A 14,618-nucleotide genomic window follows, 5' to 3' on the forward strand; every position below is an offset into this window, starting at 1 on the left:
CTCAACAATTCCCCAGTCGACATAGTTAGGTGAGCCTAACTCACCAACCGCGATTGACACCCGCCCGCGTCCGCCGTACGGTCTCGCGTTAATAGGAAACTTTCCTAACAGTTCGTTCGACCAGCGAGCCGAGCAGACGGATCCGGCGGAGGGAGGCAGGGTTAGCTCATGGCAACAACACCCGGAACGCCGCGCCTGCTCCGCGCGATGAACGACCGCGCCGCTCTCGACCTGCTCCTCAGCGAGGGCCCGCTGTCCCGCACCACGCTCGGCAACCTGACCGGTCTGTCGAAGCCGACCGCGTCCCAGCTGCTGGCTCGCCTCGAGGCGGCCGGTCTGGTCCGCCCCAGCGGCACCACCGCCGGTCGCCCCGGCCCGAATGCGCAGCTGTACGAGATCAACGGCGGCATCGCGTACGTGGCCGGGCTCGACGTCACGCCGACGCGGATCCGCGCGGCCGTCGCGGACCTGACCGGCAAGGTCGCGGGCACCTATGAGCTGCCGACTCCCGGCCGCAGCGCCAAAGGCACCGTGGATCGAGTGCTCAAGGCACTCGAGGGCGCGGCCGGCGAGGCGGGCCTGACCCGGGAGCGGCTTCACCGCGTCTCGATCGGTACGCCGGGTGGGTTCGACCCGACCACGGGTCGGCTGCGGTACGCGACCCACCTGCCCGGCTGGCACGCGCCGCACCTGCTCGACGAGCTGGCAGCGGCGATCGCCGTACCGCTGGAGATCGAGAACGACGTCAACCTGGCCGCCGTCGCGGAGCAACGCGTCGGCCACGCCCGCGACAGCGACAACTTCGTGCTGCTGTGGGGCGAGGAGGGCATCGGCGCGGCGATCGTGATCAACGGGACGCTGCTGCGCGGCGCGACCGGCGGCGCCGGCGAGGTCGCGTTCATGCCCCTGCCAGGTACGCCGCTGGTCCGCAACGTCGGCCGAAACAACGCCGGCGGCTTCCAGGAGCTCGCCGGCGGCGAACCCGTCCTGGAGCTCGCCCGCGAACACGGCCTCAAGGCCCGTACGCCGGAAGCTGCCATCGCGGTCGCCCTGGAGACCAAGGGTGCGGGCGACGCCGTCCTCGCGGAATTCGCCCACCGGCTCGCGGTCGGCCTCGCGGCCATCGTCGCCGTGGTCGACCCCGAACTGATCGTCCTGGCCGGTGGCGTGATCACCGCTGGTGGCGATCGCCTGCGCGGACTCGTCCAGGACGAGCTCGCCGATCTCGCCGTACCCCGGCCGCGGTTGCTGATGACCGCGGTCAGCACCGACCCGGTCCTGGCCGGGGCCTTGCAGTCCGCTCTGAGCACCACCCGCGACGAAGTCTTCGACACCGCAGGTCCACCTATCACCTAGGAGTTCTTGGATGCCCCGCTTCTCCCGTGCCTTAGCCGGCGCAACCGCAGTCGCTTTGCTGGCCACCGCTTGTACAGGGACGTCAGCGGCCCCGAAGGCGAATGACGACGCCACCCAGGACGTCAGCATCACCTTCTGGCACGGTTGGAGCGCACCGAGCGAGGTGGCCGCGATCACCACCAACGTGAAGGCGTTCGAGGCGAAGCATCCGAACATCCACGTGAACGTCGTCGGCAACACCAACGACGACAAGATCAAGCAGGCGCTGCGGGCGGGCGGCTCAGATGCACCGGACGTGGTGTCGTCGTTCACCACCGACAACGTCGGCACCTTCTGCGCATCGAACGTCTTCAGCGACCTCAAGCCGTTCCTGGACAAGTCCGGGATCGAGCTGGACAAGACGTTCCCCAAGCCGCTGCAGGACTACACGCAGTTCCAGGGCAAGCGCTGCACACTGCCGCTGCTGAACGACGCGTACGGTCTGTATTACAACAAGGATGCGTTCAAGGCCGCCGGGATCGCGGCGCCGCCGAAGACGCTGTCGGAGTTCAACGCCGACGCGAAGAAGCTCACCAAGACCAAGGGCGACACCTTCACCCAGCTCGGCTTCATGCCGAACTTCCACGGCTACGAGTCGACCACCTCGCACTTCGCTGCGTTGTGGAACCCGACGTACTTCACTGCTGATGGCAAGTCGAACCTCGCTGCCGATCCGGCGTTCGCGAACATGCTGACGTGGCAGAAGGGCCTGGTCGACGAGCTCGGCGGGTTCGCGAAGCTGGAGAAGTACCGCTCGACCTTCGGTGACGAGTTCGGTGCGAAGAACCCGTTCCACACCGGGCAGGTCGCGATGACCATGGACGGTGAGTGGCGGCTCGGCATGGCTCGCGAGGCCGGGGTGAAGTTCGACATCGGCGTCGCGCCGTTCCCGGTGCCCGACGACCAGGCCGACAGCTACGGCAAGGGGTATCTGTCCGGCACCGTGATCGGGATCGCGAGCACCAGCCAGAAGCAGAACGCGGCCTGGGAGCTGGTCAAGTTCATGACCACGGACACCGACGCCGTCGTCAGCTTCGCGAACGCGATCCACAACGTGCCGTCGACGCTGGACGCCCTGAAGTCGCCCAAACTCAGCCCCGACTTCAAGACATTCCTCGAGATCGCCCAGCACCCGAAGAGCAGCACGACGCCGGCCAGCCCGAACGGCGGCGCGTACCAGCTCACGCTGCAGGACTTCGGCTTCGCCCACGAGTCCGGCAAGGTCCCCGACCTGGCCGCCGGGCTGGCGAAGACCGACCAGCAGATCGACAAGGATCTGGCGCAGGCCAAATGACTCTTCGACAAAAGCGTCGCCGAGAGGCTCTGCGCAACCTCGCGTTCCTGTCGCCCTGGCTGATCGGCGTCAGCGTCTTCTTCCTCTACCCACTCAGCTCGACCGTCTACTTCAGCTTTATGAAGTACGACGGGTTCACGCCGCCGACCTGGACCGGCCTCAAGAACTGGCAGTACGTCTTCTCCGACTACCCGTTCTTCTGGCCCGCCTTGCGCAACACTCTCTGGCTGGTCGTCGTGATGGTCACGCTCCGGGTGGTCTTCGGTCTGGGGATCGGCATGCTGATCACCAAGGTGAAGACAGGCGCAGGCTTCTTCCGTACGGCGTTCTACCTGCCGTATCTGGCTCCGCCGGTGGCCGCGACGATGGCGTTCGCGTTCCTGCTCAACCCGGGCACCGGACCGGTGAACAACATCCTCGGCAGCCTCGGACTGCCGCAACCAGGCTGGTTCAACGATCCGACCTGGTCCAAGCCTGCCCTGACCTTGCTGGCGTTGTGGGGCATCGGCGATCTCATGGTCATCTTCATGGCGTCATTGCTCGACGTACCGCAGGAGCAGTACGAAGCGGCCGGTCTGGATGGCGCTGGGGCGTGGCAGAAGTTCCGCTTCGTGACTCTGCCGAACATCTCGCCGATCGTGCTGTTCGCGGTCGTCACCGGGGTGATCCAGACGATGCAGTACTACACCCAGCCACTGGTCGCCGGGAAGGTCGCCAGCGGAGTGATCGGCGGATCCGGTCAGCAGTTCGAGCCTGGGTATCCGGAGAAGTCCACGCTGACGTTGCCGCAACTCGTGTACCACCTGGGCTTCCAGCGGTTCGACACCGGCGGCGCATCGGTGATCGCGCTCGTGCTGTTCGCGTTGGCGATGGCGTTCACCGCCGTACTCATGCGCTCGATGACCGATAGGAGTGCAGCATGACCGCGACCGCCATCTCCGCTCCCGTACCGATCACGTCGGCGGCGCGGACGGCCCGCCGTACGCGCTTCTTGCACTGGGTTGCGATCCATTCACTCGCTATCGCGGCCGCTCTGTTCTTCCTGTTGCCGTTTGTCTTCATCTTCCTGACTGCGTTGATGAGTGACCAGCAGGCGCTCACCCGAGACCTGTGGCCGAACAGCTGGCACTGGGAAAACCTGCGGACCGTCTGGGAGACACCGGGCTTCCTGACCTGGTGGAAGAACACCCTGCTGTACGCCGGACTCGGTACGGCGCTCACGTTGGTGTCGAGCATTCCGGTCGCCTACGCGCTGGCGCGGTTCACGTTCCGCGGACGCAATCTCGCGCTGATGCTGGTGATCTCCACGATGATGCTGCCGCCACAGGTGGTGATCGTGCCGATGTACCTGTTCTGGGCCAAGCAATTGCATCTGTCCGGGACCCTGTGGCCACTGATCATCCCACTGGCCTTCACCGACGCGTTCTCGGTCTTTCTGCTCCGGCAGTTCCTGCTGACGATTCCGAAGGACTACGTGGACGCAGCGAAGGTGGACGGCTGCGGTGACTTCAAGGCACTGGTCAGAATCGTGCTACCGATGGCGAAACCGGCCATCGCGGCCGTAGCTCTGTTTCAGTTCTTCTACTGCTGGAACGATTACTTCGGACCACAGATCTACGCCAGTGAGAACCCGGCCGCCTGGACGCTCAGCTACGGACTCGAGTCCTTCAAGGGCGCACACCACACCAACTGGAACCTCACCATGGCAGCCACGCTGCTGGTGATGGCTCCGGTGATCATCTTGTTCTTCTTCGCACAGAAGGCCTTCATCGAAGGCGTCACACTGACAGGGGTCAAAGGGTGAAACTCACAGTCGTTGGTGGCGGGTCTACCTATACGCCGGAGCTCGTTGACGGGTTTGCTCGGTTGCGGGACACGTTGCCGGTCTCCGAGTTGGTCCTCGTCGACCCGGCGGCCGACCGGCTCGAGTTGGTTGGTGGGCTGGCTCGCCGGATCTTCGCCAAACAAGGCCATCCGGGTCGCGTGGTCACCACGTCCGATCTCGACGCGGGGATCGACGGTGCGGACGCCGTACTGCTCCAACTGCGCGTCGGTGGGCAGGCCGCGCGGAACGAGGACGAGACGTGGCCGCTGGAGTGCGGTTGTGTCGGTCAGGAGACGACAGGGGCCGGTGGGCTCGCCAAGGCGTTGCGGACCGTGCCCGTCGTACTGGATATCGCTGAGCGGGTACGGCGTACCAATCCGGATGCTTGGATCATCGACTTCACCAATCCGGTCGGGATCGTGACGCGGGCGCTGTTGTCGCACGGTCACAAGGCAGTCGGGCTGTGCAACGTGGCGATCGGGTTCCAGCGGCGGTTCGCTCGGATGCTCGGGGTTACGCCCGCGGAGGTGTCGCTCGACCACGTCGGGCTGAACCATCTGACCTGGGAGCGGGCGGTGCGGGTCAACGGCGAGGACATGTTGCCCAAGCTGCTTGCTGACCACTTGGACGAAGTGGCTGACGATCTGCACTTGCCGGCGGACGTGGTGCGGCAGTTGGGCGTCGTACCGTCGTATTACCTGCGTTACTACTACCAGCACGATGAGGTGGTGCAGGAGCTGCTGACGCAGCCGTCGCGGGCGTCTGAGGTTGCTGCGCTGGAGAAGCAACTGCTGGAGATGTACGGCGATCCGCAGCTGGACGAGAAGCCCGCACTGCTGGAGCAGCGTGGTGGGGCTTACTACTCCGAGGCTGCTGTGGCGCTTGCGTCGTCGTTGCTGAACAACACCGGGGACGTGCAGGTGGTGAACACGCTCAACAACGGGACGTTCCCGTTCCTGGCCGACGATGCTGTCATCGAGGTGCCGGCCACAGTAGGGGCCGAGGGTGCGACGCCGGAGCCGGTGTCTGCGTTGGAGCCCTTGTATGCCGGGCTGGTCGGCCATGCGACGGCGTACGAGGAGCTGGCGCTGGAGGCTGCGGTGAAGGGCGGGTCGGAGCGAGTGTTCGAGGCACTGCTCGCGCATCCGTTGGTTGGGCAGATCTCGATCGCTCGGGAGCTGACTGATCGACTGCTCGCTCACAACAAGGCGTATCTGTCGTGGGCGCAGTAGTCCCGGGCGGCGTACTTGCCTTCGACGCCGGGAACAGCAAGACCGACGTCGCCCTGGTGGCGGCGGACGGGACCGTGCTCGGGATGGCGCGAGGCGGTGGGTTCGAACCCCAGAAGATCGGGCCCGCCGCTGCGGTCGCCCAGCTTGAACCGTTGGTGACAGCTGCGGCCGCCGCGGCAGGACTGGTCCTTGACGGAACGTCTGCACTCAGCGGATCGCCCTTGGTGCTTGGGGGTCGGCCGTTGGTGCAGCAGATTTCGGCGTGTTTGGCCAATGCCGATCTGCCGGTCGAGGAGGAGTTGCTGACTGCGGAGTTCGAGGCGCGGGGGTGGGCGGAGTCGGTGTACGTCACCAATGACACGTTCGCTTTGCTGCGGTCCGGGGTCGACGAACCGCGGGGTGTGGCGGTCGTGTGCGGCGCTGGGCTCAACTGCTCCGGGTTGCTGCCGGATGGGCGGACAGCTCGGTTCCCTGCGCTGGGGAAGCTGACCGGCGATTGGGGCGGTGGGGCCCAGTTGGCCGAGGAGGCGTTTTGGGCGGCGTCACGGGCGGCCGATGGGCGTGGGCCGGCGACCGCATTGGTCGCCGCGATCCCGGCGTACTACGGGATGGCGTCGCTGGATGCGGTGATCGAGGCGTTCCATTTCGGTGAGCTGCCGGTGGAGCGGCAACTGGAGGCCGGGCCGGTGTTGTTCCAGGTCGCGGTGGCCGGTGATGCCGTTGCCCTCGGCATCATTCAGCAGCAGGCCGAGGAGATCGTCGCGATGGCGGAGAGTGCGTTGCGACGACTGGACCTGCTCACCGAACCGGTGACGGTTGTGCTTGGTGGAGGGGTACTCACAGCCGGTCACTCGGTGTTGCTGGATCGCGTCGTACGCCTGCTGTCGTCGGTCGCTCCCAACGCGATCCCTCGGGTGGTCGACGTACCGCCCGTGGTTGGAGCCGCGTTGCTGGGTCTCGACCACACGGCAGCCGGGGAGGCGGCGCAGGCTCGACTGCGCGCCGCGTTCGCACCGTCGCCCGCCGCCTGAGCTGGTCCGCCGCCTGAATCCATCCGCCGCCTGAGCTGGTCCGGCCCGGGCCCCGTGCCGGGCCGGACCTTCCCTCTACCCTTGCGTCCTCGATTTGCTGTGTAATCATGATTACATGAGTACACAGAACGAGCAGGAGAAGGTACGCGGCTGGCTGACCGGCCGGCTGCCGAACGAATGGTTCGAGGGCGAGCCGGAGCTGACCATCGACCGGGACGAGATCCTGATCGTGGGCCGCATCCCCGCGCCCGAGCAGGCCGACGACGTGAGCGCGGCCGAGCGGTCCGCCGCCGAGGAGGGCCGGATCAAGCAGTACCGCGAAGACACTCGCGAGCGCCGCATCGAGATCGCCCGCGAACTCGAGCACTCCACCCGCCGCAAGGTCGCCTGGGGCGTCCACTGCGGCGACACCACCACCATCTTCACGTCCTTGTCCGCCCCCGTGATGACGCGCCTGCGCCAGCCCGAGCGCAAGGTGCTCGACACCCTCGTCGACGCCGGCGTAGCCCGCTCCCGCAGCGACGCCCTCGGCTGGTGCGTCAAGCTCGTCGCCCAGCACAGCGAAACCTGGCTGGCCGACCTCCGCGAAGCCATGACCAAGGTAGAAACCGTCCGCCAGGCCGGCCCCGACACCCAAAACTAAGCCTGGCGGCACGCATCACCGGCTTAGTGGGCGATCTCCAGGCCAGAACAAACGACGGGCGGCAATCCTGAGGATTGCCGCCCGTCGTGGTTCTCGGTGGTTACTGGCCGCCTTGCCAGTTGCCGTTGGAGGGGGTGCCGTTGGACCAGCCGGCGGCGGGGGGTGCGCCGTGGGTGGCGTGTTGGGGGTCGTAGCCGGGGTGGGGTTGGCCTTCGTAGTTGCTCGGGTACGACGGGGTGCCGTTCGAGCCTGTGGTTGCGTTCGAGCCCATGGTGCCGTTCATGCCGTTCTGGGGTGCGGGCGGCTTGAGGTTGTCGCGGCTGAACAGGTTGGTGAGGGCGCGGCCGGCCATCTCGCGGCCCCCGAGGCCGAAAGCCAGGCCAAGGGCCAGGGCTGCACCGGCCAGGACGATCAGCAGGGTGTTACCGGTCAACTGGACCGCGATACCGAGCTGGGTCAGCGCGGCGAACGCGGCGTACACGAGGATCGCGTACTTGCCGACCTTGGCCAGGGTCTCGTTGCCGGTCGCGCCCCGAATGATCGCGGCCAGGAAGTTCGCGAACAGCGCCGCCAGGCAGATGATCACGATCGCGGCGAAGATCCGCGGGATGTAGCCGAGCATCGTACTCATGAAGTTCGAGATCTCCGGGACCCCGAGGGCGGAGGCGAACATCGTGAAGCTGATCAGGAACACGAACCAGAACACGACCTTGCCCAGCATCGCCGAAGCGGTCAGCCCCGTGCCGGACCGCTGCAGGACGCCGGAGACGCCGGCTCTGTCCATCCACTGGTCGAACCCGACCCGCCCGAGCAGCTTGCCGACGAGCTTCCCGAGCACCTTGGCGACGAAGTAGCCGATCACCAGGATGACGAGACCGCCGAGCAGATTCGGGATGAAGCCCAACAGTTTGCTGAAGGCATCTTCGAACGGCTGGGTGAAATCGATCGCTAACGCGGACATCGGACCTACCTTCCGGAGTGGGCCCGCATCCGCTGCCGCGCAGGACTGCACGCGACCCCGGCACGGGCGGATGCAGTGGTGCCAGTATCACCCGTACCCGTGGTTGCGCAGGGCAAACAGCTGTCACCGGCGTGTGACAGGACTGTGGCAATCCCGGTCATCCAAGCCTTGCCACACAAGGAATTCCAAGAGTCTTTGCATAAGGCAATCACCATTACCTCGGAACACTGATTACCCCGCAGTCGGCCCGCACCGGCGGTTTGAGATGCTGTCGGCATGAACGATGTGGTGATCCGCCGTGCCACCGCCGCCGATGTTGCCGGGATCGTCGCGATGATCGCCGACGACCAGCTCGGCGCGACCCGCGAGTCCGTCGACGACTTGACGCCGTACCTGAGCGCGTTCGAGCGCATCGACGCGGATCCCCACCAGGTCCTGATAGTTGCCGAGCGCAACGACGAGCTGGTCGGCACGCTCCAGCTCACGATCGTCCCCGGCCTGTCCCGCCGCGGCTCCACCCGCGGCCTGATCGAGGCCGTCCGCGTCGCCGCGCCGGCCCGTGGCTCCGGTCTCGGTACGACGCTGATCGAGTGGGCGATCGAGGAATCCCGCAACCGCGGCTGCACGCTGGTCCAGCTCACCTCCGACAAGACCCGCACCGCCGCGCACCGCTTCTACGAACGCCTCGGCTTCGCCAACACCCACGAGGGCTTCAAACTCACGCTCAACTGACGTACTCGGACGGCGCGGTCCAGGTGTTGCACGAGGCAAGGTTCCCGCCGGACGCGAAGGTGTCGGCCGCCCAACGCTGGTCGCTGTCCGTCGAGCCGTGGTCGGGCGGCGCATCCGGATCGTTGTCGTCTCCATGGTCTCCGAGGTTCAACGCCCAGTACCGGGAACCGAGGAGATCCAGCGTCTGCTGGTTCCCACGGAGAAAGGCCGCCGCGAAGCAGTCCGCCTGCAGCTCCAGGCGCCGGCTCTCCTCCAGCTGCGCTGTCTGGGACTTGTCATCGTAATGCGAGTCGTAGTACCTCCCGATCCCGCTCAATTCCTGAATGTGATGCCCGTACTCGTGCGCCGCCGTGTAGATCAGATCCATTTGGATGTCGAACTGGTCCATCCCTAGCACCTGGTCACTCGTCCAGTCGAGGTAGATCCCGTCCCCGACCGAGCAGTAGAACGCGTCGCCGCCGGGACCGTCACACGGCGACCCGTCCTTTCCCTTGTAGACGTGCAGAACCGGCGGGTGGAAGCGGAACCCCGCACGCTTCACGACCGGTGCCCAGGCCTGGTCGAGGCAGGTGAGGACGGCACGGACGTACTGGGTGACCGCCGGCGCAGAGACCAACCGGACCGTCGGAAGCGGACACTTGACCGCGCCCACCTTTCCGCCGGCATAGATCTTGTTGCTCTGCAGCACCGCCGCAGTCTTCCGCGGCTTCGGCGGCCGCGGAGTCACCTTGGACGCGGTCCGAGTCGGGGTGGGAGTCGGCGTGAACGTCGGAGTTGGTGTCGGTGTCGGCGTAGGAGTGGGCGTCGGCGTACTGACAACCACTGACGGCTGAGCACCGACCGTGGCGGGACCGCATCCGGTGAGCAGCAGGAGTCCGGCAACAAGTAGTGCGCGGCGCATCTCAACTGACTCGATTGGCGGCCGCGGTAAAGGTGTTGCAGGAGGCGGGAGCCGCGGTCTTGAAGGCTTGGAGGGTCCAGTAGGCGTGGTTCGTGCGGGAGCCGTGGTCGCGGACATGGGAACCGTTGGACTCGTCGCCGACGCGATGGACGATGTGCTGCCACGTTGCGAGACGGCCGCCGGTCAGGCCGAGGGTGCTCCGGTTGGCGCCCATGAAGGCCGCGCCCAGGCAGCTTGCCTGGAGTTCCTTGCGGCGCTCGACCTCCAGCTGGCCCTTCGCGGACTTGCCGGTCAGCAGGTCGCCGTACACCGTGAGAATGCCGACCGACTCCTGCACGTGGTGCCCGTACTCGTGAGCCAGCAACTGCTCGAAGTTGATCACGTTGCGCGTCGGGTCGCCCTGCGCATCGAGGAAGTCGTCGGTCGAGATGCAGATCTTCGCGGTGGTTCCATCGGAGTTGTAGAAGGCGTCCATGCCTGGTGGCGGGCCTACGCATTGCGGGGTGGCGGCCGGCTTGCGCTTGGCGTAGTTGAACACCTGCGGCGGAGAGAACGGCATGTCGGACGCGTTGACCACCGGCTTCCAGGCGGCGTTCATGCATGCGACGAAGGCTCGCGCGTACGTGAGCTGCTTGGCCTTCGTCCGCAGATCCGGGCGCGGCAACACACAGCGCACCGCAGGAACCTTCCCCGCCGCAAACAGCTTCTTCTGCACGGTATCCAGCGCCAGATCAGCCACCCCATCACCAATCGGCGTCGCCGTAGCCGTCTCACTCGGACTAGCTGTAGGCGTCAGCGTCGGCGTCGGCGTCGGCGTAGGCGTAGGAGTCACCGAAGCAGACGCCGCAGCAGCCGGCTTGTCCACCTGCCCACACCCCGCCACCAACCCCAACCCAAGCCCAAGCACCGCAACAACCCCCACCCGAATCACTAGCTGACCTTGGCAGCAGGCGCGGCAAACGTGTTACAGGACGCAGGATTCGCGGACTTGAAGGCCGGTCCGGCCCAGAGCCATTGGCTCTTACGGGAGCCGTGGTCCTTGATCTTCTTCGGGTTGTACTCGTCGCCGCTGTGTTGCGTCTCGTACTCCCAGACGCGGAGCTTCTCGCCGGACATGCCGAGCGACTGCTTGTTCGCCCCCAGGAACGCGGCGCTGAAGCACGTCGCCTGGAGCTCCCGGCGGCGGGCCCACTCCAGCTTCATCGACTTCGAATTCGTCCATCCTTGCCGGGAGAACGAAGCGGTGATCATCTCGGTCATCTGCTGGACGTGGTGGCCGTACTCGTGCGCGAACGTGTCCAGCATCCACACCTTCGCCGCGGTCGGATCCGACTTGTAGAACTTCAGATCCTCCTTCCAGCTGATGTAGATGGCTTCGCCGGTCGAGCAGTAGAACGCGACATCCACTTCGCCGGTGCAGTCGGGGTTGATCGACGCGACGCTGCTCTGCAACAGCACCTTCGGCGATCGGAAGGTATAGCCCGCCTTCTTCACCAGAGGAGCCCAGGCCTTGTCCAGGCAGGGCAGGAGAGCCTTGTAGTAGTTCAGGATCTGCGACTGCGAGTTCGGTACGACCGCCGGCTCTTTGCAGCTGACCGAGGCGACCACACCGGCCGTGTAGATCTTGTTCTGCTGCAGCCGGACGATGTCGGGGATGCCGGGGACGATCTGCGTGACGGTCGGGTCGGGCGGGATCGGCGGCGGGGGTTCGGTGTTCTTGAGGGACGGGCGGGCGAGGGGGTTGTCTACCGGGTTGTCGTAGGAGCCGATGAGTTTGAAGCCGGCGTAGGTGGCGCCGGCGAGGATGATCAGGATGAGGGCGGAGAGGGCGGCGATGATGCCCTTGGAGTAGTGGCGTGGGGGTTTGACCGGCGGCGCCTCGGCGGTGAACTGGGCGCCGGTGCGGGACGGGTTCGAGTGCCAGCCGGTCTTCGGCCGGGGTCCTCCGGTACGGCGGGTGCCGGTCAACGGAGCCGGCGGGGCGCTCGTCAGCGGTGCCGCCGGGGGTCCGCTGTACTCGCTGATCGCGTCGGGATCGTTCGGCAGCGGCCGCGCCTTCCGTTTCAGCCCCTGGTCGATCGCGGAGACGTCGCGTGCCTTGCCGAGCTCGAGCGGCTGGGGCCGGTTGAGCCCGGTACGAGCCGCGTCGGTCAGGACGTCGCCGGAGTTGCCCGGCAGGAAGTGACCCGGGGTCGGCGAGGTTTCCGGCGTACCGGCGTTTCCGTTGGATCCGCCAGCGGCGGCACCGTCGGCGTTCTCCTCAGGCATCGGTCCTCGTCTCCATCGGCTGAATCCTGGTCAGCTGACCTTGGCGGCTGGTGCCACGAAAGTGTTGCAGGTGGTGGGATCCACGCTGGCGAAGCCCCGGTTCACCCACCAGGTCAGACTCGCGGCGGAGCCGTGGTCGTGGACCTTGACCTTCTCGCTGGAGTTCTCGTCGCCGCCGTGCGCGACCTGCCAGTTCCACTGCTTGAGCAGGTCACCGCGCAGCGGGAAGCTGGCCTTGGCCGCGCCGAAGAAGACCGCCGAGAAGCAGTTCGCCTGCAGCGCCGCGCGCCGGTCCTGCTCCAGCTGGCCGGCCTTGCCCGCCGCGGTGGCGCGCAGGTTGTCGGAGGCGTCGAAGATCCCGACCAGGTTCTGCAGGTGGGCGCCGTACACGAATCCGAGCGTCTGGGCCATGTCCGCCCGGGTCGCCACCTTGTTCTTCGGGTACTGGTCCATCAGCTCCTGCCACGGCATCGTGACGCTGCCGCCCTGGTCGTCCTGACAGTACGACGCGACCTTCTTCTGGAAGCCGCATGCGGTCTCGTCACCGTCGTCGAAGACGATCAGCCGCGGCGAGCGGAACTCGAACCCGGCCTTCTCGACCAGCGGCTTCCACGCCGTGTCCATGCAGGCGATCAGGCTCTCGTAGTACGAGTGGACGTTCTCCTTCGAGGTCGGCTTGTACGCCGGCTCCGCGCACTTGACCACCGGCAGCTTGCCGGCCGCGTAGAACGGGTTCTTCGCGACGATGTCGGCGTCGGGTGTCGCCTTGCCGGCCGGCTTCTTGGTCGGCTCGCCGGTCGCGCCGACCGACGGCGTACCCCCGATCGGGCCGCCGGCATCGCCTTCCGTCAACGTCAGCACCTTGGCGGCCGCCACGACACCGCCACCGACGACCACGAGCGCCAGAACGACGGCGCCCACGATCAGCAGCTTCGAGCGCTTCTTCGGAATGAACGGGATCGGATCCGGGTGGAAGACGGCCCGGTACGCCGCGGCCCCCGGGTCATCCGGTGGCGGCGGGCCCAGCCGGCTCCCGGTCAGCGTGGTCCGCTTCGGGTCGATCCGCGAACCGGACAGCTGCGGCGCCGCCGGCGGCGCGTCCCCACCCAACCGCGGCGTCGGCGCGGCCAAGGGCGTCGTACCGCCGCTGGTCAGGCGCGGGGTCGGCCCCGCAACCGGGCCGGCCGCGGCCGGTCCGGTCTTGTCGTTCGCGCCCTGCTCGCCTTCGCCGCCTGGTAGGAAATGCCCAGGCTTGGGCACCGACTTGTCCGCCATACTTCCCCGCTTCTCCCCAGTACCGGATTCCACCGGTCCCACCCACTGAAAATCGGGATGCCCCCTGTCCCGAACCAACGGGATGCTAAGGCCTGCGTCACGCGCGCGGATACCGGGTTGCAGCTATTGACATCGTTTCGCTACCACTCCGGGCTGGAATGTCACCGTGTGTGATCGCCCGTTATACCGGCCTGGACAGGTTTGCCCGCACGGCAGGTCCGCGTCGGCCACGGGCCAGGAAGTGCGGACTGGCCGACATCAGGCGTGGATCTGCTTCGAGGATCCGGGCGGCTCGGAGGGCGGCGGGGAGCAGGCCGTCGACCTGGTCCGAGCTGACCGCGTCCAGCGCCGGAGCCGACGGACCCTCGACACCCAGGACGTCGATGTCGGTCAGGCCCGCAGCGGCGAACTCGGCGGCCAGCTCGTCGGCATGGTGGAAGTAGGCGTTCGTGAAGCCGTTCGGGTCGTCGTAATTCCGGCCGGTCGTGAGCGCGTCGGTGAACTCCGACTCGTTCTCCTCCGTCAGCAGCCCGGCGCCCCCGGCTTCGAGCAGGCCGCTGTACCGGCTGATCGCCGCGGCAACGACGAGGCCACCGGGCCGGGTCACCCGGACCGCCTCGGACAGAGCCTGCGCGCGGTCGGCCGCGTCGACCAGGTGATAGAGCGGGCCGAGCAGGAGCGTCACGTCGACACTGGCGTCGGTTTGCTCGAGCCGGCGGGCATCACCCACGACGGCGGCGAAGGTGCCGACGGCGGCGGCCTGTTCAACGTGCTCGACGATTGGATCCACCAACGTGACCTGATGACCGTCCGCGGCCAGCCACCGCGCATGGACGCCGGTCGCACCACCGACATCGAGTACGACGGACGCCGGAGGCAACCATCGCCGCAGCAACTCCTGCGTCCGAAGGAACTCCAACCGCCCGTGCCCGGAGCGGCTCAACCGGTCGTCCTCCACATACCGGTCCCGGTAGAAGGTCCGGATCAAGGGATCAAGTTCAGTCATGCCATCACTGTGAGCGCCGAAAATTCCGCGCACACCTGGTTTTCGGCTGACTACC

General features: G+C 66.7%; 14 protein-coding genes. 8 read left to right on the plus strand and 6 right to left on the minus strand.

The annotated features are described in order from the left end of the window. The first annotated feature begins 168 nt into the window (after nucleotides 1–168). The 7 genes from ACWF4Z_RS12820 (at nucleotide 169) to ACWF4Z_RS12850 (ending at nucleotide 7,420) form a co-directional block, all read left to right on the plus strand. Nucleotides 169–1,356: an ROK family transcriptional regulator gene (locus ACWF4Z_RS12820; RefSeq protein WP_452243165.1), complete on the plus strand. Its 1,188-nt coding sequence runs from the start codon at nucleotides 169–171 to the stop codon at nucleotides 1,354–1,356. Nucleotides 1,357–1,366: 10 nt separating this feature from the next. Beyond that, nucleotides 1,367–2,689, plus strand: a complete 1,323-nt coding sequence (locus ACWF4Z_RS12825) for an ABC transporter substrate-binding protein (RefSeq protein ID WP_452243166.1) — start codon at nucleotides 1,367–1,369, stop codon at nucleotides 2,687–2,689. After that, nucleotides 2,686–3,612, plus strand: coding sequence for a carbohydrate ABC transporter permease (locus ACWF4Z_RS12830; RefSeq protein WP_452243167.1), 927 nt, complete (start codon nucleotides 2,686–2,688; stop codon nucleotides 3,610–3,612). The genes ACWF4Z_RS12825 and ACWF4Z_RS12830 overlap by 4 nt, the downstream gene beginning before the upstream one ends. After that, nucleotides 3,609–4,493: a carbohydrate ABC transporter permease gene (locus ACWF4Z_RS12835; RefSeq protein WP_452243168.1), complete on the plus strand. Its 885-nt coding sequence runs from the start codon at nucleotides 3,609–3,611 to the stop codon at nucleotides 4,491–4,493. Before ACWF4Z_RS12830 ends, ACWF4Z_RS12835 begins: the two co-directional genes overlap by 4 nt. Beyond that, on the plus strand, nucleotides 4,490–5,746 hold the full coding sequence (locus ACWF4Z_RS12840; protein WP_452243169.1) for a 6-phospho-beta-glucosidase: 1,257 nt from the start codon (nucleotides 4,490–4,492) through the stop codon (nucleotides 5,744–5,746). The genes ACWF4Z_RS12835 and ACWF4Z_RS12840 overlap by 4 nt, the downstream gene beginning before the upstream one ends. Then, on the plus strand, nucleotides 5,734–6,777 hold the full coding sequence (locus ACWF4Z_RS12845; RefSeq protein ID WP_452243170.1) for an N-acetylglucosamine kinase: 1,044 nt from the start codon (nucleotides 5,734–5,736) through the stop codon (nucleotides 6,775–6,777). The genes ACWF4Z_RS12840 and ACWF4Z_RS12845 overlap by 13 nt, the downstream gene beginning before the upstream one ends. A gap of 115 nt (nucleotides 6,778–6,892) precedes the next feature. Further along, the gene (locus ACWF4Z_RS12850; RefSeq protein WP_452243171.1) at nucleotides 6,893–7,420 is read left to right on the plus strand and encodes a hypothetical protein; all 528 of its coding nucleotides are present in this window, start codon (nucleotides 6,893–6,895) and stop codon (nucleotides 7,418–7,420) included. A 100-nt stretch (nucleotides 7,421–7,520) separates the two neighbouring features. Here ACWF4Z_RS12850 and ACWF4Z_RS12855 read toward each other — a convergent pair whose 3' ends face one another. Further along, the gene (locus ACWF4Z_RS12855) at nucleotides 7,521–8,381 is read right to left on the minus strand and encodes a mechanosensitive ion channel family protein (protein ID WP_452243172.1); all 861 of its coding nucleotides are present in this window, start codon (nucleotides 8,379–8,381) and stop codon (nucleotides 7,521–7,523) included. Between the two features lie 276 nt (nucleotides 8,382–8,657). On the opposite strand from ACWF4Z_RS12855, the gene ACWF4Z_RS12860 reads away from it, so the two are divergent. Continuing rightward, on the plus strand, nucleotides 8,658–9,113 hold the full coding sequence (locus ACWF4Z_RS12860; protein WP_452243173.1) for an N-acetyltransferase family protein: 456 nt from the start codon (nucleotides 8,658–8,660) through the stop codon (nucleotides 9,111–9,113). On the opposite strand, the gene ACWF4Z_RS12865 is transcribed toward ACWF4Z_RS12860, so the two are convergent. The 5 genes from ACWF4Z_RS12865 to ACWF4Z_RS12885 form a co-directional block, all read right to left on the minus strand. After that, a complete protein-coding gene (locus ACWF4Z_RS12865; RefSeq protein ID WP_452243174.1) occupies nucleotides 9,106–10,014 on the minus strand; it encodes a neutral zinc metallopeptidase in 909 nt (302 codons plus the stop codon). The genes ACWF4Z_RS12860 and ACWF4Z_RS12865 overlap by 8 nt on opposite strands. 1 nt (nucleotide 10,015) lies before the next feature. Continuing rightward, nucleotides 10,016–10,879: a neutral zinc metallopeptidase gene (locus ACWF4Z_RS12870; RefSeq protein WP_452243175.1), complete on the minus strand. Its 864-nt coding sequence runs from the start codon at nucleotides 10,877–10,879 to the stop codon at nucleotides 10,016–10,018. Between the two features lie 65 nt (nucleotides 10,880–10,944). Then, the gene (locus ACWF4Z_RS12875; RefSeq protein ID WP_452243176.1) at nucleotides 10,945–12,282 is read right to left on the minus strand and encodes a neutral zinc metallopeptidase; all 1,338 of its coding nucleotides are present in this window, start codon (nucleotides 12,280–12,282) and stop codon (nucleotides 10,945–10,947) included. Between the two features lie 30 nt (nucleotides 12,283–12,312). Further along, on the minus strand, nucleotides 12,313–13,557 hold the full coding sequence (locus ACWF4Z_RS12880) for a neutral zinc metallopeptidase (RefSeq protein WP_452243177.1): 1,245 nt from the start codon (nucleotides 13,555–13,557) through the stop codon (nucleotides 12,313–12,315). A 181-nt stretch (nucleotides 13,558–13,738) separates the two neighbouring features. Next, on the minus strand, nucleotides 13,739–14,563 hold the full coding sequence (locus ACWF4Z_RS12885; protein ID WP_452243178.1) for a class I SAM-dependent methyltransferase: 825 nt from the start codon (nucleotides 14,561–14,563) through the stop codon (nucleotides 13,739–13,741). Nucleotides 14,564–14,618 lie beyond the last annotated feature (55 nt).

It is taken from the genome of Kribbella sp. NPDC055071 (assembly GCF_053608045.1).